Origin of the sequence: Streptomyces sp. NPDC048696, from assembly GCF_043198895.1 — a bacterium.
In the GTDB taxonomy this organism is placed as follows: domain Bacteria; phylum Actinomycetota; class Actinomycetes; order Streptomycetales; family Streptomycetaceae; genus Streptomyces.
In genome coordinates this window covers 159,279-179,877 of sequence record NZ_JBICVJ010000016.1, presented here as the reverse complement: position 1 = coordinate 179,877, position 20,599 = coordinate 159,279, and the positions used below count along the sequence as shown (strand labels likewise).

At 70.9% G+C, this 20,599-nt stretch carries 19 protein-coding genes; 7 read left to right on the top strand and 12 right to left on the bottom strand.

Features of this window, described 5'->3' with window-relative positions:
- Positions 1 to 3 precede the first annotated feature (3 nt).
- The gene (locus ACGFRG_RS29520; protein ID WP_393268770.1) at positions 4 to 1,794 is read right to left on the bottom strand and encodes an alpha/beta hydrolase; all 1,791 of its coding nucleotides are present in this window, start codon (positions 1,792 to 1,794) and stop codon (positions 4 to 6) included.
- 7 nt (positions 1,795 to 1,801) lie between these two features.
- On the bottom strand, positions 1,802 to 2,242 hold the full coding sequence (locus tag ACGFRG_RS29515) for a hypothetical protein (RefSeq protein WP_393268767.1): 441 nt from the start codon (positions 2,240 to 2,242) through the stop codon (positions 1,802 to 1,804).
- A gap of 198 nt (positions 2,243 to 2,440) precedes the next feature.
- Between ACGFRG_RS29515 and ACGFRG_RS29510 the strand changes: the two genes are divergently transcribed.
- From ACGFRG_RS29510 to ACGFRG_RS29500, 3 genes are all read left to right on the top strand, one after another.
- Positions 2,441 to 4,189 (top strand): serine/threonine protein kinase, encoded by a 1,749-nt coding sequence (locus tag ACGFRG_RS29510; protein WP_393268765.1) that lies wholly within the window; start codon positions 2,441 to 2,443, stop codon positions 4,187 to 4,189.
- A gap of 36 nt (positions 4,190 to 4,225) precedes the next feature.
- On the top strand, positions 4,226 to 5,242 hold the full coding sequence (locus tag ACGFRG_RS29505; protein WP_393268763.1) for an NlpC/P60 family protein: 1,017 nt from the start codon (positions 4,226 to 4,228) through the stop codon (positions 5,240 to 5,242).
- A gap of 235 nt (positions 5,243 to 5,477) precedes the next feature.
- The gene (locus ACGFRG_RS29500; RefSeq protein ID WP_393268760.1) at positions 5,478 to 6,224 is read left to right on the top strand and encodes a phosphatase PAP2 family protein; all 747 of its coding nucleotides are present in this window, start codon (positions 5,478 to 5,480) and stop codon (positions 6,222 to 6,224) included.
- A gap of 22 nt (positions 6,225 to 6,246) precedes the next feature.
- Here ACGFRG_RS29500 and ACGFRG_RS29495 read toward each other — a convergent pair whose 3' ends face one another.
- Positions 6,247 to 7,800: an FAD-binding oxidoreductase gene (locus ACGFRG_RS29495; protein ID WP_393268757.1), complete on the bottom strand. Its 1,554-nt coding sequence runs from the start codon at positions 7,798 to 7,800 to the stop codon at positions 6,247 to 6,249.
- Positions 7,801 to 8,001: 201 nt separating this feature from the next.
- Positions 8,002 to 8,157 carry a hypothetical protein gene (locus ACGFRG_RS29490; protein WP_361429451.1) on the bottom strand — a complete coding sequence of 52 codons (156 nt, stop codon included), beginning with the start codon at positions 8,155 to 8,157 and terminating at the stop codon, positions 8,002 to 8,004.
- Between the two features lie 134 nt (positions 8,158 to 8,291).
- Here ACGFRG_RS29490 and ACGFRG_RS29485 point away from each other — a divergent pair, with 134 nt between their 5' ends.
- Positions 8,292 to 9,143 carry a hypothetical protein gene (locus ACGFRG_RS29485; protein ID WP_393268753.1) on the top strand — a complete coding sequence of 284 codons (852 nt, stop codon included), beginning with the start codon at positions 8,292 to 8,294 and terminating at the stop codon, positions 9,141 to 9,143.
- A 199-nt stretch (positions 9,144 to 9,342) separates the two neighbouring features.
- Complete coding sequence (locus tag ACGFRG_RS29480) at positions 9,343 to 9,516, top strand: hypothetical protein (protein ID WP_361429455.1); 174 nt, start codon at positions 9,343 to 9,345, stop codon at positions 9,514 to 9,516.
- Between the two features lie 140 nt (positions 9,517 to 9,656).
- Here ACGFRG_RS29480 and ACGFRG_RS29475 read toward each other — a convergent pair whose 3' ends face one another.
- Positions 9,657 to 9,995: a metal-sensitive transcriptional regulator gene (locus ACGFRG_RS29475; RefSeq protein ID WP_361429457.1), complete on the bottom strand. Its 339-nt coding sequence runs from the start codon at positions 9,993 to 9,995 to the stop codon at positions 9,657 to 9,659.
- Positions 9,996 to 10,227: 232 nt separating this feature from the next.
- On the opposite strand from ACGFRG_RS29475, the gene ACGFRG_RS29470 reads away from it, so the two are divergent.
- Complete coding sequence (locus ACGFRG_RS29470; RefSeq protein ID WP_361429459.1) at positions 10,228 to 10,848, top strand: DUF47 family protein; 621 nt, start codon at positions 10,228 to 10,230, stop codon at positions 10,846 to 10,848.
- Between the two features lie 5 nt (positions 10,849 to 10,853).
- Complete coding sequence (locus ACGFRG_RS29465) at positions 10,854 to 11,852, top strand: inorganic phosphate transporter (RefSeq protein ID WP_361429461.1); 999 nt, start codon at positions 10,854 to 10,856, stop codon at positions 11,850 to 11,852.
- Positions 11,853 to 12,212: 360 nt separating this feature from the next.
- Here the strand turns inward: ACGFRG_RS29465 and pstB are convergent, their stop codons facing one another.
- From pstB to ACGFRG_RS29430, 7 genes are all read right to left on the bottom strand, one after another.
- Positions 12,213 to 12,989, bottom strand: coding sequence for a phosphate ABC transporter ATP-binding protein PstB (gene pstB, locus ACGFRG_RS29460; RefSeq protein WP_361429463.1), 777 nt, complete (start codon positions 12,987 to 12,989; stop codon positions 12,213 to 12,215).
- 29 nt (positions 12,990 to 13,018) lie between these two features.
- Complete coding sequence (gene pstA / locus ACGFRG_RS29455; protein ID WP_361429465.1) at positions 13,019 to 14,095, bottom strand: phosphate ABC transporter permease PstA; 1,077 nt, start codon at positions 14,093 to 14,095, stop codon at positions 13,019 to 13,021.
- Positions 14,095 to 15,087 (bottom strand): phosphate ABC transporter permease subunit PstC, encoded by a 993-nt coding sequence (pstC, locus tag ACGFRG_RS29450; RefSeq protein WP_361429467.1) that lies wholly within the window; start codon positions 15,085 to 15,087, stop codon positions 14,095 to 14,097. The genes pstA and pstC overlap by 1 nt, the downstream gene beginning before the upstream one ends.
- A 139-nt stretch (positions 15,088 to 15,226) precedes the next feature.
- Positions 15,227 to 16,372 (bottom strand): phosphate ABC transporter substrate-binding protein PstS, encoded by a 1,146-nt coding sequence (gene pstS / locus ACGFRG_RS29445; protein WP_361429469.1) that lies wholly within the window; start codon positions 16,370 to 16,372, stop codon positions 15,227 to 15,229.
- A gap of 282 nt (positions 16,373 to 16,654) precedes the next feature.
- Positions 16,655 to 17,077: an NUDIX hydrolase gene (locus ACGFRG_RS29440; protein WP_361429471.1), complete on the bottom strand. Its 423-nt coding sequence runs from the start codon at positions 17,075 to 17,077 to the stop codon at positions 16,655 to 16,657.
- 16 nt (positions 17,078 to 17,093) lie between these two features.
- Positions 17,094 to 18,089 (bottom strand): CHAD domain-containing protein, encoded by a 996-nt coding sequence (locus ACGFRG_RS29435; RefSeq protein ID WP_361429473.1) that lies wholly within the window; start codon positions 18,087 to 18,089, stop codon positions 17,094 to 17,096.
- Positions 18,076 to 20,325, bottom strand: a complete 2,250-nt coding sequence (locus tag ACGFRG_RS29430; RefSeq protein WP_361429475.1) for an RNA degradosome polyphosphate kinase — start codon at positions 20,323 to 20,325, stop codon at positions 18,076 to 18,078. Before ACGFRG_RS29430 ends, ACGFRG_RS29435 begins: the two co-directional genes overlap by 14 nt.
- Positions 20,326 to 20,599: the final 274 nt, after the last annotated feature.

Sequence of the window (20,599 nt, the reverse complement as noted above, 5' to 3'; positions counted from 1 at the left end):
TGGTCAATCCGCTTCCTTCACCTGGTCGTACTTTCCGGCGACGACGGCGGCCTGGTTGCGCAGGCTCACGGTGTCGGAGTCCCAGTAGCCGCTGTGACCGCTGGTGTCGGTCTGCATCCGGTGGGCGCCGAACGCCTCGTCGGAGGGCACGTACTGGATGTAGCCGGCGTTGAACGGGATGCCGTGCCATTTCTCGATGCCCCATTTGTAGCCGCCCAGGCCCGCGGCCTTGCCGCCGGCCGGAACGAGGTCGTCGCCCGCGGCCTCGGACCACACGTGCTTCTTGCCGACGTCGAGGTCGCCCGCGTCGCCCACCAGCATGCCGGGGCTGCCCGCCACCACGATGTCGTCGGCCGCCAGTTCGCCCCGGTTCGAGGCGTCGCCGACGACCGTCGAGCCGTAGCTGTGGCCGATGACCGTGGTGTGGCTCTTGTCGGCGCCGCCCTGGGTGGTCTGGAGGCCGTCGAGGAACTGGTTGAGCTTGGGCGAGCCGTCGTGGGCCCAGCTCTTCTCCATCGCCTCGGGGACGATGCTCTGGGGCGCGTCGTGGCCGATCCAGGTGATGGTGGAGACCGACTGGCCGGGCACCATGCCCTGGCTCTCGCGCCATACGCGGACCATACGCTTGATGTCGCCGCCAGCGCCCTCAAGCTTGCTGGTGGTGCCCGGTACGTACACGGCGGTGTGCTTGGCGGTGTCCGGGTTGCCGTTGGCGACGATCGCGTGGCCCAGGTTGTCGTTGTCGAAGCCCAGGAGATACGCCTCGGGGAGGCCCTCCACGCCGGTGTCCTCGAAGCGCTTCTCAATGGCCTTCATGCCCTTGAGTCTGCCGTCGAGCGCGGCCCGCTTGTCGTCCCACTTGCGCCACTCGGGGTTCTCGATCATCACCGGCTCGCCGCCGCGCCGGGTCCAGATCATCCGGTCCGGCTCCGGGCCCAGTGCGTTGCGGTCGAGCTGGACCTGGGCGTGTGTCTCGGCCAGCACCATCCGGTTGGCGTCGTCGCGGGCTGTGGCGGGCAGGCCGTCGAGGGCGCCGATCTGCGCCGGGTACAGGGTCAGGTACTCGTCCCGCTCCTCCTGCGTCCGCTCGGCCCACCACTTCTTGTTCTCCGCCGGGGACTTCCCCTTCGGGATGCCCGACTCCGGGAGGAACTTCGCGTTCTTCTGGAGGTCCTTGGTGTCGGCCGCCGCGTCCACCAGCATCTCGTCGGTGACCGCGATGCCCGCCGGGGACTTCAGGCGGCGCAGGACGCCCGCGTACCGGCCGTCGATCTCGTTGGCGTCGCGGACCGCGCTCGTGATGCGCGCGGCGATGTCATCGGCCTTGGCCTTGTTCGGGTCGGCGGCGCCGCTCCCGCTCGTGCCGGGCAGCAGGAACGGGGAGGGGGCGCTCGGCTTCGCGACGCCCGGGCCCGGGGCGTACGGGACCGTCACGGTGACCGGGTACTTGACCGACCCGTCCGCCTCGACCGTGAACTTCAGGTTCTCCGCGTCCTCCAGCGCCTGCTTCAGCTTCTGCTGCGGGGCGGCGAGCTCGGTGGCGAGGCCGTCGAGCGCGGTACGGATCAGACCGCACTCGGTGTGCAGATACTGGTAGTTGCGGCTGAGCCGCCCGATGTCGGCGACCGCGCCCTCGGCGGCCTTGCTCTGCTGCGTGTCGTGGATCCGCGCGCGCATCTCGTTGTCGACACGGCCCTTGGCGGTGTCGGCGCGGCTGCTGACCTTGCCCCAGCCGCCCGCGGCCTCGGTGAACTCGGAGAGCTTGACGTCCCTCAGCTGCTGCCAGGTGGGCACCCCCGGATCACCGCCCCTCGTTCTTCGGCGCCGGGGCGGCGGCCTTCACGTCCTGGCCGACCTGCACGTCCGTCTCGCCGAAGTCCTTGCCGACGGTTTTCAGCACGCCGCCCAGGCGTCCGCACTCGTCGCGCACCGTGCCGAGCCGGTCCTTCCAGGACGCATGGATCTCCTCAAGTGCGGCCGTGGCGCCGAAGCCCTCGGTGCCCTTGGTGACGCCCTCGGAGGCGGATTCGAGATCGGCGAGCGCGCCGGCCGTCCCGGTCCGCAGCTCGCCCGCGACACCGCCCGCCGAGGACCAGGGGGACTTGCTGAACTGGATGTCGGGAGCGCCGGAGCCGCCGCCCGGGCCGCCGGTGCCGCCCGCGGACGCGAGCCGCATACGGCCGCCCGAGTCCGTGCCGACCCCGCCCGGCCCTCCCGGAGCGCCCGGAGCGCCCGCGAACATTGCCTCCCACTGTGCACTTCGTGCCATTACCTTGAACCCCCGTTGATGCTCCCTTTACTGTCGGGAGCGAATGTAGCAACGGCCCCGGGGTGGCGGAATGGCCGGTTCCTGTCGTTTCAAGATCGCCAAACGCCGCAAGTGATCACAAGGCGGTCAACGGACGTGAGGAGATGGCCTGTTGCATGACAAAGTCGTCCGGTGGACGCGCTCAAGCCCCAGGACCCGGCACACATAGGTACGTACGCCCTGCTCGCCCGGCTGGGCGCGGGCGGAATGGGCATGGTCTACCTCGGGCGCTCGCCCGGCGGTCGGCTCGTCGCGCTCAAGGTGATCAAGGATGAGATCGTCGACCACCCGGAGGCGCTGGCGCGATTTCGCCGGGAGGCGGAGACGGTCCGGGCGGTGCGCAGCGCGTACACCGCGAACCTGATCGACGCGTCGCTGGCGGCGCCGCCGTACTGGCTCGCCACCGAGTATGTCTCCGGCCCCACCCTCAGCCGCGCCGTCGCCGACCGGGGCCCCCTCCCGCCGGACACCTGCCGCAGGCTGTTCGCGGCGCTCGCGGAAGGGCTGGCGAGCGTGCACGCGTACGGGGTGACGCATCGCGACCTCAAGCCGCAGAACGTCATCCTGGCCCCGCAGGGCCCCCAGCTCATCGACTTCGGCATCGCGCGCGGCGTCGCCGACACGGCCCTGACCCAGACCGGCGTCGCCCCCGGCACGCCCGGCTTCACGGCCCCCGAGGTCCTGATCCGCAACGAGGTCGGCGATCCGGCGGACGTGTTCGCGCTCGGCGCGACGATCGCGTACGCGGCGACCGGGCGGGCGCCGTTCGGGGCGGGGTCGGCGGAGGGCGTGTCGTACCGGGCCGTCCACGAGCCCATCGACGTGAGCGGCGTCGAGCCGGAGCTGGCCGCGCTGATCCTGGCCTGCGCGGCGAAGGACCCGGCGCAGCGCCCGAGTCCGGCGGAGGTCATCGTGCGCTGCGCGGTGACGTCCGCGCTGGTCGAGGACCCGTACTACCAGGCGCTCACGGCGGGCCTGGCCGAGGCGGCCCCGCACGACCTGTCCACCGCGATGGCCGCGGGCCTGGTCCCGCCGGGCCACGGCACCCCCACGATGCCCCCGGGCTACGTCCCCACCCTGGCCCCCCAACTCCCCGCCCACCCCCTCCGCCCCCGCTCCCGCCGCACCCCGTGGCTGGTGACGATCGCGGTGGCGGCGGTGCTGGGGGTGGTGGCGGCGGTGTCCTTGCGGATGCTGCCGGGCGGGAAGGGGGGTGACGGGGGGCAGGCCCAGGGGGTGACGAAGACGCCGACGGCGGGGCAGCCGCAGAATCCGTCGGGCCGGACCTCGCCCGGCCCCTCGTCCCCGGGTGCGGCCCAGCCGCCGCCGGAGTACATCGAGGACAACCGTGTCTCGCGCGACTACTGGGCGCTGTCCAAGGATCCCGCCGAGGCTTCGCACGGAATCGGGGCGTGCCGCACCGTCGGCGGGGAGGGGAACACGCCCGACGAGTTCCAGACGGGGGTCAGCGACTCCGCCGACGACACCCTTCCGCGCGTCACGAAGAAGGCGAAGATCGTGATGCGGATGAAGTACGCGGATCTGAAGAACGCCAAGCCGGAGCCGTACTACATCTCCGTCGGCGTGAAGCCGCCCCACGAGATCGACTCCGAGACCGGCAAGCCGTTCACGGACGTGCGGATGGAGAGCAAGAACATCGGCTACACCAGCAAGCCCGTGGACATCTACACCAAGTGGAAGTCCGGCGAGTTCATCGAGCTGACGTATCCCGACGACTTCGTGAAGCACGCCGTGGGCAAGACCTGGAACGCCATCCCGGTCGCCAACGACCCGGGGGACTGGACCGTCGTCTTCTACCACGTCAAGGGGAGCCCCACGGATTACGCGAGCATCGGCTGTTCTGGCTTCCGAGTGAAGTAGGCGGTGAACCGGGCCCGGATGGGGGAGGGTTGAGGGGTGCGCAAATACTGGGTGACCGCCGGGGTCGCGGTCGGGACGGGGGCGAGCTTCCTCGCTCTGCTCGTCGTCGGTACGTACTCGGCTGCGGCCGGGCTGTCGTCCGGGCTCGGCGGGGGCGGCAGGTCGGTCGGGCTGGCCAAGGGGGCCGTGCCCACCCTCTACCAGCCGATGGTGCAGAAGTGGGGCAACCTCTGCCCGGCCCTCAACCCGGCGATGCTCGCGGCCCAGTTGTACTCGGAGAGCGGCTGGGACCCGAACGCCAAGAGTCCGGCCGGCGCGCTCGGCATCGCACAGTTCATCCCCGGCACCTGGGCCACGCATGGCGTCGACGGCAACGGCGACGGTCAGAAGAACATCTGGGACCCGGCCGACGCGATCCCGTCGGCCGCTTCGTACGACTGCGAACTGGCCGGATACGTCAAGAACGTGCCGGGCGATCAGAGCAGCAACATGCTCGCCGCGTACAACGCGGGGTCGTACGCCGTCATCAAGTACGGGGGCGTACCGCCGTACAAGGAGACCCAGGGGTACGTGAAAACCATCCGCACCCTCGAAAAAAGCTTCGCCGCCCCCACCACCCGCGTCGCCCCCTCGCAGCAGGCCGCCGGGGCCATCTACTACGCGCAGCAGAAGCTGGGGACGCCGTATCTGTGGGGCGGGGAGGGGACGCCCGAGCAGGGTGGGCGGTTCGACTGTTCGGGGCTGACCCAGGCCGCCTATCAGAGCGTCGGGATCGAGCTGCCGCGCGTGGCCAACGACCAGTACAACGCCGGGGCGCACCCGTCCCGCAATGAACTGCTCCCCGGTGACCTCGTCTTCTTCTCCACCGATCTGTCCAGCTCCCGCGCCATTCATCACGTCGGCCTGTACGTCGGCGGCGGATACATGATCAACGCCCCGTACACCGGCGCCGTCATCCGCTTCGACAAGATCGACGCGCCGGACTACTTCGGCGCGACCCGGGTCACCAAGGACGGGGCCGCCGCGCTGCCGACGTTCAAGCCACCGGCGTGACAGGACGGCGTGACGGGACGGCGTGACCGGCGGTACGCGGTGGCCGGAAGTCGTCGCAACACTCCGTCAGGCCATGGCCCTGAGCTGCGACGATGAGTCACTCTTCGATAACGTCGTCGTGATCATTCCGTGGAGAGTGGAACGCGCGGGCCCCGGAGGCCGTTCAGTGGACAGTGACCGCAGGAGTACTGACCACGGGGGTTGGTAGCGACACGCACAGGCAAGGGGCCGTGGCATGGCTGGACTCGCGCTGGACGGGGCGAACCCGGACGTCAGCCTGCTCTACGACATCAACGGACTCGCCAAGTCCGCGCCGACGTGGTTCGACCGCGTCATGGAGTTCGTCGGCGAGTACGGGATCCTGCTCGCCCTCGTCCTCGTCGTGCTCTGGTGCTGGTGGAGCCTGCGGCGCCGGGAGGACCGGGAGAGCGCGGTCAGCGCGGTCGCGGCTCTCGTGTGGACGCCGCTCGCCGCCGGGATCGCGCTGCTCGTCAACATCCCCATCAGGGGATTCGTGGAACGGCCGAGGCCCTTCGTCGACCACAAGGGGCTCGACGTCCTGGTGGACGGCAAGACGGACTACTCGTTCGTGAGCGACCACGCGACGATGGCGATGGCGATCGGGGCCGGACTCTTCGTCGCGCACCGCAAGTTCGGCGCCGTCGCGATCGCTCTCGCGCTCGCCGAGGGCTTCTGCCGGGTCTACATGGGCGTGCACTATCCGACCGACGTGGTCGGCGGGTTCGCGCTCGGCACCGCCGTCGCCCTGCTGCTCGCGCCGCTCGCGCTGCTGCTGCTCACCCCGCTGGTGTCGCGGGTGGCGCGCTCGCCCCGGCTCGGCCGTCTCGTACGGTCGCGGCGCGTGGGCACGGCGTCGCTGCGGCTCGCCGTGGACCTCCCCGAGCCCCGCGCGGGCAGCAAGGGCAGCGGAACGGGGAAGGGTACGGGGGCCGGCCCCGGCGAGAACGACCTGGCGGCGTAGGGCCGTTCGGCGTGCTCGCCGCTCACAGCGCCTGCGGGAAGTCGAAGACGCGGGCCGGGTCGTACTGGTGCTTGAGGCGTACGAGCCGGGGCGCGGCGGCTCCGTAGTACGCGGTGCGCCAGTCCGTCAGCTGTGGGTCGGTGTAGTTCTGGTAGGCGGCCCCGGAGGCGTACCGGCGCAGCGCCTCATGGGTGGAATCCAGCCACGCTTGCTGGGCCGTTCCGGGGGTGCCCGGGCGCCAGGACGCGGTGTACTGCGCGAGCACGCGCGAGCGGCGGTGCACGAACGCCGTCGCCTCCGGCGCCACCCGGTTGAGCGCGCCGCCGAGCGCGGTGAGCGCGATCTCCCCGCCCCCGCCGCCCTGAGCCGCTGTCACGCTCCCGTACGCCTCGGTCCGGGCGAGCAGCGCCCGTACGCCGTCGGCCGGGAGCGCGCGGTCGAAGAAGGCGGAGCGCGCGGCGTACGTCTCGCGCTGGAGCGCGCCCTGCGGGGTGCGGCCGGGGGTGGTGCCAGCGAGGTGGCACTGGGCCTCGGAGAGCGTGGCGCACCCGGCGTACCCGAGCATCGCCTCGGTGTACGAGTGCCGGCGCAGCGAGACCGTGGCGGCGGGGGCGCCCGCGCGGTCGGCGAGGCGGTCGACGGCGTTCTGGAGGTCGCCGTACGAGCCGAGCGAGAACGTGGCGACGTTGACGGTCGGGGCGGCGCGCGCCCCGGCCGTGCTCGCGCCCGCCGCGAGATGGGCGGCGGACCAGATCTCGTCGGGCTGGTCGGGCCCCCACTCCTGCCACGCCTCGATCACCGCCTGCGCCTTCGACCAGGGCCAGGTCAGATACGCGGTGACGGACCGCGGGGCGTCGTGCGTACGGAAGGCGAGCTCGGTGACCACGCCGAAGTTGCCGTTGCCCGCGCCGCGCAGGGCCCAGAAGAGGTCGGGGTCGTGGTCGGCGTCGACGGTGAGCTTCTTGCCGTCGGCGGTGACGAGGGTGGCGGCGGTGAGGCTGTCGCAGGTCGCCCCGTACGCGCGCGTGGCGACGCCGTGGCCGCCGCCGAGGGTGAGCCCCGAGATGCCGACGGTGGGGCAGGAGCCGCCGGGAATGGTCCGCCCGGCCTTCCCCAGCGCGAGATAGACATCGAGCAGCCGGGCGCCCGCGCCGACGGTCGCGGTGGCGGAGTCGGTACGGATCCGGGCGAGCTTCGAGACGTCGATGACCAGGCGTCCGTTGCCGGACGACCAACCGGCGTAGGAGTGGCCGCCGTTGCGGATGGCGACGGGGACGCGGTGCGCGCGGGCGAACGCCAGGCACTCCTGGATGTCCCCGTCGCCCGCCACGTAGGCGACGGCGGCGGGCGCGAGATTGTCGAACCGGGTGTTGTAGAGCTGCCGGGCGACCGGATAAGCGGCGTCCCCGGGCCGCACGAACTGCCCCGAGAGCCCGCGCCCGAGGGCGGCCCAGTCGACGACGGCCGAACTGGCGCTGCCGGTGGACGTGGGCGGAGTACGGGTGGCCGCGGGACCGCACCCGGCGGCAGCGACCCCGACCCCGACCCCGGCGACGAGAAAGGAACGCCGATGCATGGGCCAACGCCTTCCCGACTCATGCCCGCTCAAACGGAGTGGGGCTCGCCGCACGTCCGTCAGGGGCGCGGGGCTGTGACATGTGCGGCTCCGCCGCGGTGGGGGTCCCCCCTGTTCGAGCGGAGTCGAGAACTTGGGGGAGCGAGCAACCCAGCACGGTCCGCACTCGAACGACGGCCCAGGGGCGCGGGGCCCAGGGGCCTACCCCGAGGACTCGTGGGCGGTAGCGTCCGTACGCGCCTTGTCGCGGGAGCGGCGGGCCGGGCCGATCCAGCCGCAGGAACAGCGGGCATGCGCGAAGCTGCCGCGCTCGGTCGTCGTGGTGCGGTGCTCGGAGTCCGAGGCTTGCTGGGGCACATCGCAACGGTAACCGAGGGCGCCGGGCGGGCGGACCCCCGGGACGGGGCCGGGCGTGACCGGGGCGGGGACGCGGTCGTTATGCGAGGCGGGTGGTGCGTCGGTTGTGGATGGCGTTTGGGGGTTGAGCGGCGATGACGGTACGGCGGCCAGGGCGTGGGGGAGCGGGGTTCGCCGGTGTCGTCGTGGCCGGGGTGACCGCCGCCGGGGTACTGGTGACCGGGTGCGGCTCGGGCGGATCCGGTGGCGCCGGTGGCTCCGACGGGCACCCGGCCGACCCGGGCCGGGTGGTGGCGGGCGCGGTCGAGGGGCTGGTGGCCGCCCGTAGCTCCAAGGCCAGCACCTCCATGGAGATGGCCTCGGGCGGTACGAGGGTGACCATCCGGGGCGAGGGGGTGTACGACTTCACGCACCGCACGGGCCGGTTGAAGGTGGTGCTGCCCAAGGACGCGGCGGGCGCCGAGGAGCATCTGCCGATCACCGAACTGCTCGCGCCGGGCGAGCTGTACATGAAGAACCGGGGCGCGGGCGTGCCCGCCGACAAATGGGTCCGCGTCGACACGGCCTCGCTGCCCGACGGCAATCTGGTCACCGGCGGCGTCACCGACCCGATGGTCGCCGCCGAACTCCTGCGCGGCGCCGGGGGCGTGACGTACGTGGGAGAGGAGGACCTGGCGGGCGTCCGGGTGCGGCACTACCGGGGCACCGCCGACATCCGCAGGGCCGCGAGCGCCGCCGGTCCGCACGCGCGCGACTCGCTGGCCGCCGCGGCGAAAGGGTTCGGCAGCCAGAAAGCCGCGGTGCCGTTCGACGCGTACTTCGACGCGCAGGGCCTGCTGCGCAAGCTGCGCCAGCAGTTCAGTTACGTCAATCAGGGACGTACGGTCGCGGTCGCCTCGACGACGCTGCTGTACGGGTTCGGGGTGCCCGCGGCCGTACGGCTGCCGGCGGACCGGGACATCTACGCGGGGAAGATCGAGTCGTAAGCGGTCGGTATCGAGGTGTATCGAGTCGAATCGAGGCGCATCGAGTCGTAGGGATCGGGTGCGGGGGAGTCGGCGGCGGTCCGCGATCCAGTCATGGACGGTGGCGTAAATGGTCCGTCCGTGCCATGCGCGGTGTGTGTCCCTCTTCCTACTCTAGGAAGTCGACGACGGCAGAAAGAGGGGTAGAGGGGTGAGGTGCGTGGCCGGGCTCCGCAGCGCAACCGTCCAGGACCACGTGGCCCTCGTCGAGATCGAGCTCTGCGGTGAGTTGATGATCGCGGCGGCGGGGGCGGACGAGGACCGGCTCAGTCCCGACCGGATCGACGAGGTGCTCAACGTCGAGCCGGAGCGGCGGGCGGGGCCGGGGGACTGATTCCGGCCAACCCCGCGCGGCCGGTTGCCGTTCCCGGGCCCGCCCGACGCGATTCGGCCATGTGGCCGGGGCGTTGTGCCGGGCGGCGGCCGGGGTGTCGGGTCGGCGTGCGCCGCAGGCGCGTCGCTACGTGCGCGTCGCTATGTGCGCAGCAGGCGGGCGATCGCCTTGGTGGCCTCCTCGACCTTCGCGTCGATCTCGTTGCCGCCCTTCACCGCCGCGTCCGCGACGCAGTGGCGCAGGTGTTCCTCCAGGAGCTGGAGGGCGAAGGACTGCAGCGCCTTGGTGGACGCGGAGACCTGGGTGAGTATGTCGATGCAGTAGACGTCCTCGTCGACGAGCCGCTGGAGCCCGCGGATCTGGCCCTCGATGCGGCGCAGCCGCTTGAGGTGCTCGTCCTTCTGCTTGTGGTAGCCGTGGACCGCGTGCGGCTCGGCCGTGAGGACGGCTTCCGGCTCGGCGGGCTCGGTGGTCGTCATCGCGTCCTCCCGGGGTGCGAAGAGGGGTGGCTGCCCCTGGGGGCGTATACCCCTCGTGGGTATAGGGTAGCGAACCCCGTGGAAGCGGGCCCGCCGGTGGCTCGGAAACGGGCCGGGGGCCCGTGCTGATCACTGTGCCTGATGGGCGACACTGAAGTACGCCGGTTAGCCGTGGCCGGATGATGCGCCTAGCATCAGCCTGACCGAATCCAGAGCACCCCGAGGACCCCACGTGCGCTTTCGTCTGACCCCCAGGGAGACGAGCTTCTACGACATGTTCTCCGCATCCGCGGACAACATCGTCACGGGCTCGAAGCTCCTGATGGAACTGCTCGGAGCGGATTCCGCGTCCCGGGCCGAGATCGCGGAGCGCATGCGGGCAGCGGAGCACGCGGGGGACGACGCCACCCACGCGATCTTCCACCAGCTGAACTCCTCGTTCATCACGCCCTTCGACCGCGAGGACATCTACAACCTCGCATCGAGCCTCGACGACATCATGGACTTCATGGAGGAGGCCGTCGACCTCGTCGTCCTCTACAACATCGAGGAGCTGCCCAAGGGCGTCGAGCAGCAGATCGAGGTGCTGGCCCGGGCGGCCGAGCTGACCGCCGAGGCCATGCCGAACCTGCGGACGATGTCCAACCTCACCGAGTACTGGATCGAGGTCAACCGGCTGGAGAACCAGGCCGACCAGATCCACCGCAAGCTGCTCGCCCATCTCTTCAACGGCAAGTACGACGCCATTGAGGTGCTCAAGCTCAAGCAGATCGTGGACGTACTCGAAGAGGCCGCCGACGCCTTCGAGCACGTGGCGAACACGGTGGAGACCATCGCCGTCAAGGAGTCCTGACCTCCGTGGACACCTTTGCACTGGTCGTGACCATCGCGGTCGCGCTCGGATTCACGTATACGAACGGGTTCCACGACTCGGCGAACGCCATCGCGACCTCCGTCTCGACGCGGGCGCTGACCCCGCGCGCGGCGCTGGCGATGGCGGCCGTGATGAACCTCGCCGGCGCCTTCCTCGGTCAGGGCGTCGCGCACACCGTCAGCAAGGGCCTGATCGAGACGCCGACCGGCGACAAGGGGATGGGCATCCTCTTCGCCGCGCTGCTCGGCGCGATCGTCTGGAACCTCGTCACCTGGTACTTCGGTCTTCCCTCGTCCTCCTCGCACGCCCTGTTCGGCGGCATGGTGGGCGCGGCGCTCGCGGGCGGCACGGAGGTCATCTGGTCGGGTGTCCTGGAGAAGATCGTCATCCCGATGTTCCTGTCACCGATCGTCGGCCTCATCGCCGGTTATCTGGTGATGTGCCTGATCATGTGGCTCTTCCGCAACGCCAACCCGCACAAGGCCAAGCGCGGCTTCCGTATCGCGCAGACCGTCTCGGCGGCCGGCATGGCGCTCGGCCACGGCCTCCAGGACGCCCAGAAGACGATGGGCATCGTGGTGATGGCGCTGGTCATCGGCGATGTGCAGGGCGCCGACGCGCCGATTCCGGTGTGGGTGAAGATCGCCTGTGCGGTGATGCTCTCGCTCGGTACGTACGCGGGCGGCTGGCGGATCATGCGGACCCTCGGGCGCAAGATCATCGAGCTGGATCCGCCGCAGGGGTTCGCCGCGGAGACCACCGGCGCGTCGATCATGTTCCTCACGGCGTTCCTGTTCAAGGCGCCGATCTCCACGACGCATGTCATCACCTCGGCGATCATGGGTGTGGGTGCGACGAAGCGTGTCAACGCCGTTCGGTGGGGCGTTGCGAAGAACATCATCCTGGGGTGGTTCATCACGATGCCGGCTGCGGCGTTGGTGGCTGCCGCGAGCTATTACGTGGTGCGGATCTTCTTCGGCTGAGCCGCCGCGCGTGGCTGGGGCTCGGGGCATCTGCCCCGGGCCCCCTTTTTTGTTCGTCTGCGGACCGCCGTGGGCTGGTCGCGCCCGCGCGGCGGAGCCGCAGGTGTCACAGCCCCGCGCCCCTTAAGGCCTGTGGCTGAGCCACGCTGCCGGGCTCAGGCGGACTACCTAGGGGCGCGGGGAACTGCGCGACCAGCCCACCACCGGCCCGCAGACGAAACGCAACCCTGTGGGGGCGCCCCCGCCGGCCCGCAGGCGGAGGCCGCGCCCGCAAAAAAGCGGGCCCGCCCCCTGACACCAGGGGGCGGGCCCTTCGTCTTGCGGTGGCACCGCCATGCAGCACCGCAGACGTCGGGGGGTCTATCCGAAGCGGCCCGAGATGTAGTCCTCGGTCGCCTGGACGGACGGGTTGGAGAAGATCCGGGCGGTCTCGTCGATCTCGACCAGTCGGCCCGGCTGGCCCACGGCCGCCAGGTTGAAGAAGGCCGTACGGTCCGAGACGCGCGCCGCCTGCTGCATGTTGTGCGTCACGATGACGATCGTGAAGCGCTCCTTCAGCTCGCCGATCAGGTCCTCGATCGCGAGGGTCGAAATCGGGTCCAGGGCGGAGCAGGGCTCGTCCATCAGCAGGACGTCGGGCTCGACCGCGATCGCGCGGGCGATGCACAGACGCTGCTGCTGGCCGCCGGACAGGCCCGAGCCGGGCTTGTTGAGGCGGTCCTTGACCTCGTTCCAGAGGTTCGCGCCCTTGAGGGACTTCTCGACGACGTCCGCCAGCTGGCTCTTCTTGTACGAGCCGTTCAGGCGCAGCCCGGCCGCCACGTTGTCGAAGATCGACATGGTGGGGAACGGGTTGGGGCGCTGGAAGACCATGCCGACCGTACGGCGCACGGCGACCGGGTCGACGTCCTTGCCGTACAGGTTCTCGTCGTCCAGGAGCACCTTGCCCTCGACGCGGCCACCGGGGGTGACCTCGTGCATCCGGTTCAGGGTGCGCAGGAACGTGGACTTGCCGCAGCCGGACGGGCCGATGAAGGCGGTCACGGAGCGGGGCTCCACGGTCATCGAGATGTCCTCGATCGCCTTGTGGGCGCCGTAGTACGCGGTCAGGCCGCTGACGTCGATTCGCTTGGCCATGGGGATCACTGCTTCTTTCGTTGACCGCGTCAGCGGCCGGTCTTCGGGGCCTTCCAGCGGGCGATGCCGCGGGCCACCAGATTGAGGATCATGACGAAGGCGATCAGGACCAGGGCGGCGGCCCAGGCGCGGTCGTACGACGCCTCGCTGCCCACCCGGTACTGCTCCCAGATGTAGAACGGGAGCGAGGACTGAGCACCGTCGAACGGGTTGGTGTTGATCAGCTGGCTGCCGAAGACGAGCAGCATGATCGGGGCGGTCTCACCGGCGATACGGGCGATGGCGAGCATGACGCCGGTGGTGATGCCGCCGATCGCGGTCGGCAGGACCACCTTCAGGATCGTGCGCCACTTCGGCACGCCGAGGGCCAGCGACGCCTCGCGCAGCTCGTTCGGGACGAGCTTGAGCATCTCCTCGGTGGAGCGGACCACGACCGGCATCATCAGGATCGCCAGCGCGAGCGAGCCCATGAAGCCGGACGGCTTGAGCTCGAACATCAGCATCAGGGTGAGGATGAACAGACCCGCCACGATGGAGGGGATGCCGGTCATGACGTCGACGAAGAACGTCACGGCCTTGGCGAGCGCGCCCTTGCCGTACTCCACGAGGTAGACCGCGGTCAGCAGGCCGAGCGGGGCGGAGATCAGGGTGGCGATGCCGACCTGCTCCAGGGTGCCGATCAGCGCGTGGTAGACGCCGCCGCCGGGCTGGAAGCCGGGGACGCCGGCCATCGAGTGGCTGAGGAAGTTCCCGTTGAGGACCTTCGTGCCGCGGCTGATCGTCGTCCACAGCAGGGAGAGCAGCGGGATCAGGGCGAGGATGAAGCAGACCCACACCAGCGAGGTGGCGACGCGGTCCTTGGCCTGGCGCTTGTTCTCGACGGCCGAGGTGACCACGTACGAGATGAGCACGAACAGGACCGCGGAGATCAGGCCCCACTGGACCTTGCTCGACAGGCCGAAGACGAGGCCGATGCCGCAGCCGAGCGCGATGCCGGCGGCGCCGAAGGCGGCCCCGGCCCAGCGGGGCAGGCCCCGGCGGCTCAGGCTGCCCTTGCGGGGGGCCGGGGTGGCCGGGCGGGCGTCCTGGACAACTGCGTTGGACATCAGGCGTTCGCCCCCGAGTACTCCTTGCGGCGCGCGATGATCAGGCGGGCCGCGCCGTTGACCAGCAGGGTGAGGATGAAGAGGACCAGGCCGGAGGCGATCAGGGCGTCCCGGCCCAGCTCGTTGGCCTCGTCGAACTTCGCCGCGATGTTCTGGGCGAAGGTTCCGCCACCCGGGTTCAGGATGTGCAGGGAGAGCAGATAGCTCGGGGAGAGGACCGTGGCGACGGCCATCGTCTCGCCGAGCGCGCGTCCGAGGCCCAGCATCGAGGCGGAGATCACGCCGGAGCGGCCGAAGGGCAGCACCGACAGCCGGATGACCTCCCAGCGGGTGGCGCCCAGCGCCAGCGCGGCCTCCTCGTTCATCCGCGGGACCTGGAGGAAGACCTCGCGGCTCACGCTGGTCACGATCGGCAGGATCATGATCGCGAGCAGGATGCCGACGGTGAACAGCGAGCGCGCGACGCCGACCTCGGTCTTGTGGAAGACGAAGGTCCAGCCCAGGTAGGTGTCGAGCCAGGAGTTCAGGCCGTCGAGGTAGGGCACCAGGAAGAGGGCGCCCCAGATGCCGTAGATGATCGAGGGGATCGCGGCCAGCAGGTCGACGACGTACGCGACGGGCGCGGCCAGCTTGCGCGGCGCGTAGTGCGAGATGAACAGGGCGATGCCGACGGCGACCGGGACCGCGATGACCATCGCGATCACCGAGCTGACGATGGTGCCGAAGAGCAGCACCGCGATGCCGAAGACCGGCTTGTCGGCGGCCGGGTTCCAGTCGAACGTGGTGAAGAAGTTGCCCTCGTCCTTGGAGATGGCGATCCCGGCCCGGACGCTCAGGAAGGCGGCGATCGACGCCATAAGGAGCAGCAGCAGGATGCCGGATCCCCGGGACAGGCCGAGGAAGACCTTGTCGCCCGCGCGGCCGGTGGACCGGTGGCGCAGGGCCGGCGCGGGGGGCGCCGGTGGTGGTGTGTCGGTGGTTATGGAAGCCATGATCTTTCCGGTCTGTGGGCGGGGAGTGGATGGATCCCCTGGCGGCGGTGCACCGGATGGAGGGGGCGGGGGCCGGACGGGGCCCCCGCCCCGGGGGCGTCCAGCCGGCGGATCAGTCGCCGGCTGTCGGCCCGACAGGTCAGGAGAGGGAGGCGACCGTCTCGCGGACCTTGGCGTTGATCTCGGCCGGGATCGGCGCGTAGCCGGCGTCCGAGAGGATCTTCTGGCCCTCGTCGCCCGAGGTGTAGGTCAGGAAGGACTTGACCGTGCCGAGGGTGTCGGCCTTGTTGCCCTTGTCGCAGGCGATCTCGTACGTGACCAGGACGATCGGGTAGGCGCCGTCGGCCTTGGTGGCGTAGTCCAGGCCCAGGGCCAGGTCCTTGCCGGTGCCCTTGATCTTGGCGGCGGCGATCGCCTTGGAGGCGTTCTCCGGGGTGGCCTTGACCGGGGCGGCGGCGCCGGTGTTGATGTCCACCGTCTTGATCGACTGGGCGGTGGCGTAGGAGAGCTCGAAGTAGCCGATCGCGCCGTCGGTCTGCTTGACCTGGGCGGCGACACCGGCGGAGCCGGACGCGGCCTGGCCGCCCGGGGCCGGCCACTTCTTCTCGGCGGCGTACGGCCAGTCGGCCTTGGCGGTGGCGCCGAGGTACTTGCCGAGGTTCTGCGTGGTGCCGGAGTCCTCGGAGCGGTGGAAGGCCTGGATCGCCTTGTCCGGGAGCTTGGCGCCCGGGTTCAGCTTGGCGATGGCCTCGTCGTTCCAGTTCTTGATCTTGCCGTTGAAGATCTTGGCGATCGTCGGGGCGTCCAGGACCAGGCTGTCGACGTTCTCCAGGTGGAAGCCGATCGCGATCGGGCCGCCGACCATCGGGAGGTTGACGCCCTGGCCGCCGCCGGTGCAGACCTTCTTGGAGCTGGCGACCTCCTCCGGCTTCAGCGCGGAGTCGGAACCGGCGAAGCCCACCGTGGACTGGTTGAAGGCGATGATGCCCTCACCGGACGAGGAGGCCTTGTAGTTGATCTCGACGCCCTTGCAGGCCGCCATGTAGTTCTTGACCCAGAGGTCCATGGCGTTCTTCTGCGCGGAGGAACCGGAGGCCAGGAGCTGGCCCTTGGCGCCGTCGCACTTGATGTTCGACGCGGCGCTCGTCTTGCCGGTGCCACCGGTGCTGCTGGAGGAGTTGTCGTTGTTGTTGTCGCTGCCGCACGCCGTGAGGGCCAGGGCGCTGGACACGGCGATGACGCCGAGGGCGGTGGCGCGGAGCCGGTTCTTGCGCTGAAGCTTCACTTTCGGGTGTTCCTTCCAGGAGCCGCCGGTGTCCGTTCGTTGTACGGCGGCGTGCGAAGAGGTGTCCGGTGGGGCGGGACGCCGCGCACCGTGTAAGGCCGAAATTAGGCAGAACAGGTGAAGCCGCCGACGGGAGAGAGTTAACGGAAGGTGAACCGTGTCGGTCAGTGCGGTGCCGGCCGTTACCGGTTTGTGTTCAACTGATCGGGGGGAGCGCGCCGGCGCCGGTCAGGGGCTTCCGGAGCGCCCTTCCCTGCCGTTCGCGCCCCTGCCATGCGCCCGTCACGCCCGGTGCAGGGCGTCCAGGAGCGCGTCCACCAGATGGCGGTCGCGGGCCTGGGTGAGCCGCAGGCGGGCCGCCGCCGGGGGCAGCCAGAGCAGCCGGTCGACCTCGTCGTTCGGCACGAAACTCCCCGCCCGCGCCTCGGCGGCCCAGTAGTCGACCACCTTGGGGCGGCCCTGCCCGTCGACGTAGTGGACGGAGGGCAGCCGGGCACCGGGCGCGCACATGTGCCCAGTCTCCTCCAGGACCTCCCGCAGCGCCCCCGCGAGCGGGTCCTCACCCCGCTTGAGCTTGCCTTTCGGCAGCGACCAGTCGTCGTATTTCGGCCGGTGCACCAGACAGATCTCCAGCCCGCCGTCGCCCCACGGCGAGCGCCGCCACAGCACGCACCCGGCCGCGAGGACCGTGCCCGCCTGGCTCATGGGGCACTCACCCCCGTCATGGCGCGGTCACCGCCGACACCGGCTGCCAGATCCGCTGGAAGGCGAACCGGGCCGCCTCCACGTCGTGGCGCTGGTCGGCGTGGAGCACACCGAGCGCGTACGCCGTCGCCGGGGCGATGCGCGGGGTGCGGGCGGCCGCGGCGGCGGCCGCGGCCGCCTCGGCGGCGTCCCGGTGCCGGTCCAGGGCGGCCGCGGCCCGCACCAGCCGGTCGTCGGCCTCGTGCGGCAGCCGGCCCGTCCGCAGCACCTCCTGCGCGTACCGGTGCAGCCGCAGCAGCAGCCGCACCTGGTGCCAGGGCGCGTCCTGCGCCTCGCCGGACTGGACGAGCGCCTCCGCGTTGTACGGATGGGCCGCGCGGGCCAGCGGCAGCGCGGCCACCGCCTCCGCCAGCCGCTTTCCCGCGAAGTCGGCGGCCGGCGGCAGCACCTCCACCGCGTACGCGGCCGCCGAGCTGGACAGCGGCACCTCGCTGGCCAGCAGCGCCACCGCGTCGGCCACCGCGTGGAACCGGGACGAGCCCAGCGCCTGGAGCGCCGCCGAGTGCGCCCGGGTCCGGGCGAGGGTGAGCTGGCGTTCGAGCAGCGCCCCGGCCCGGGCGGCGCCCACGGTCAGCGCCCCCGCCGCCGACTCACCGCGCGGCGGCGGCACCTGCGGGGTCCCGGAGAGCCGCTGCAGCCCGTCCAGCAGCCGGGCGAGCCGCGCCGCGCAGGCGTGCTCGCCGCCCAGCGTCACGCCGAGCCAGGCCAGTTCCGTACGCAAAGTGTCGGCCCAGGCCGGGTCGAGCAGCGGGCGGAAGGTGTGCAGGGTGGCGCCGATGCGGCGGCCGGCGCGGCGCAGCGCCCGCGCGGCCTCCTCGGTGCCGTCGTTGTCGGGTCCCGCCTCACGGTGGAGGCGGAGACTGCGCAGGAATTCCCCCGCCTGCGCGTGGAGATAGGGGGCGAGCACATCCCCCGCGGTCTCCGGTCCCGGGGATTTCTCAGGGCGTAGCACGCCGGCGCCTCCGGGCGTCTATCAGCATCTCCTGTACGTGCCGCAGCGGCGCTCCGTCGGCGTCGGTGGCGTGCCGGGTCCACTCCCCGTCCGGGCCCAGGTGCCAGGACGAGGTGGTGTCCGCCATGCCGGTCTCCAGAAGCCGGGTGAGAGCCGCGCGATGGGCCGGGTCGACGACCCGGACCAGTGCCTCGATACGGCGGTCGAGGTTGCGGTGCATCATGTCGGCGCTGCCCAGCCAGACCTCGGGCTCGCCGCCGTTCCCGAAGGCGAAGACCCGGGAGTGCTCCAGGAAGCGCCCCAGTATCGACCGCACCCGGATGTTCTCGGAGAGCCCGCTGACGCCGGGGCGCGCCGCGCAGATGCCGCGCACCCAGATGTCGACCGGCACCCCGGCCTGCGAGGCCCGGTAGCAGGCGTCGATCACGGCCTCGTCGACCATCGAGTTGACCTTGATGCGTACGTAGGCGGGGCGTCCGGCGCGGTGGTGCGCGGTCTCCTTGTTGATCCGCGAGACCAGGCCGTCCCGAAGGGACTTGGGGGCGACCAGGAGGCGGCGGTAGGTCTCGCGGCGCGAGTACCCGGAGAGCCGGTTGAACAGGTCGGACAGGTCCGCCCCGACCTGCGGGTCGGCGGTGAGCAGGCCCAGGTCCTCGTAGAGGCGGGCGGTCTTGGGGTGGTAGTTGCCGGTGCCCACGTGCGAGTAGCGCCGCAGGGTCTCGCCCTCCTGACGCACCACCAGGGACAGCTTGCAGTGCGTCTTCAGGCCGACCAGGCCGTACACCACATGGCAGCCCGACTCCTCCAGCTTGCGGGCCCACTTGATGTTGGCCTGCTCGTCGAAGCGCGCCTTGATCTCGACCAGGACGAGCACCTGCTTGCCGGACTCGGCGGCGTCGATCAGCGCGTCGACGATCGGCGAGTCGCCGGAAGTGCGGTACAGCGTCTGCTTGATGGCGAGCACGTCCGGGTCGGCGGCCGCCTGCTCAAGGAACGCCTGGACCGAGGTGGAGAACGAGTCGTACGGGTGGTGGAGGAGCACGTCCCGCTCGCGCAGCGCGGCGAAGATGTCGGGCGCGGACGCCGATTCGACCTCGGCCAGGTCCCGATGGGTTCCGGCCACGAACTTGGGGAACTTCAGCTCGGGACGGTCGAGGGCCGCGATACCGAAGAGACCCGTGAGGTCCAGGGGACCGGGCAGCGGATACACCTCGGCGTCGCTGATCTTCAGCTCGCGCACCAGCAGGTCGAGGACGTACGGGTCGATCGACTCCTCGACCTCAAGGCGCACCGGCGGCCCGAAGCGGCGCCGCATGAGCTCCTTCTCCAGCGCCTGGAGCAGGTTCTCGGCGTCGTCCTCCTCGACCTCAAGGTCCTCGTTCCGGGTCACCCGGAACATGTGGTGGGCCAGCACCTCCATGCCCGGGAAGAGCTCTTCCAGATGCGCCGCGATGACGTCCTCAAGCGGGACGTACCGCTGCGGCGAGGCCTCCAGGAACCGCGAGAGCAGCGGCGGCACCTTGACCCGCGCGAAGTGGCGATGCCCGCTGACCGGGTTGCGCACGACGACCGCGAGGTTGAGCGAGAGCCCCGAGATGTACGGGAAGGGGTGCGCGGGGTCCACGGCCAGCGGGGTCAGCACCGGGAAGATCTGCTGGCGGAAGAGCGTGAAGAGCCGCGCCTGCTCCTTCTCGGTGAGGTCGGGCCAGCGGATCAGATGGATGTTCTCGTCGGCCAGCGCCGGGGCCACGTCCTGCTGGAAGCAGGCGGCGTGCCGGGCCATGAGCTCGCGCGAACGGTTCCAGATCAGGTCCAGGACCTCGCGCGGCTGGAGCCCGGAGGCGGACCGGGTGGCGACCCCGGTCGCGATACGGCGCTTGAGACCGGCCACCCGGACCATGAAGAACTCGTCCAGGTTGGACGCGAAGATGGCCAGGAAATTGGCGCGTTCCAGCAGCGGCGTCGCCGGGTCCTCGGCGAGCTCCAGGACGCGCGCGTTGAAGGCGAGCCAGCTGCGTTCCCGGTCCAGGAACCGCCCGGACGGCAGCTCCTCGCCCCCGTCGCCGGGGTTCCCGTCCCGCTCGTAGCCCTCGTACGCGTCCAGATCCGCGTCGATGTCCGGCTCCAGGTCGGAGACCGCGGCCGCCAGGGTGTGCGGCCGGTGGGCGGCGATGGAACCGACCGACGGCTGGGAGGAGGGCTGGAGGTGGACCTCGGCGCTGGGCTGCTGGCTCATGAACCCATTCTTCCGCGCCCGGGCGCTGTCAGGCGCGTCGGAGAGCACGTCGGAGCGGGCAGGAGCCAGCGTCTTGGGGCGGGCGGCGGTCCCGTTCCGGGAGGGGGGCACCTCGGGCTGCATTAGCCGAGCGTCGCAAGCGTGTCTGAATGCCCGGTAACGAGGACATGACGTGCGGGAATATGAGACCTGACGTGGCTGTCAGGTCCGGCGCACGTGACGTTACCGGGCAACCGTCAAGGGGCGCGGGGATCAGCCACGCACGGTCCGCGGA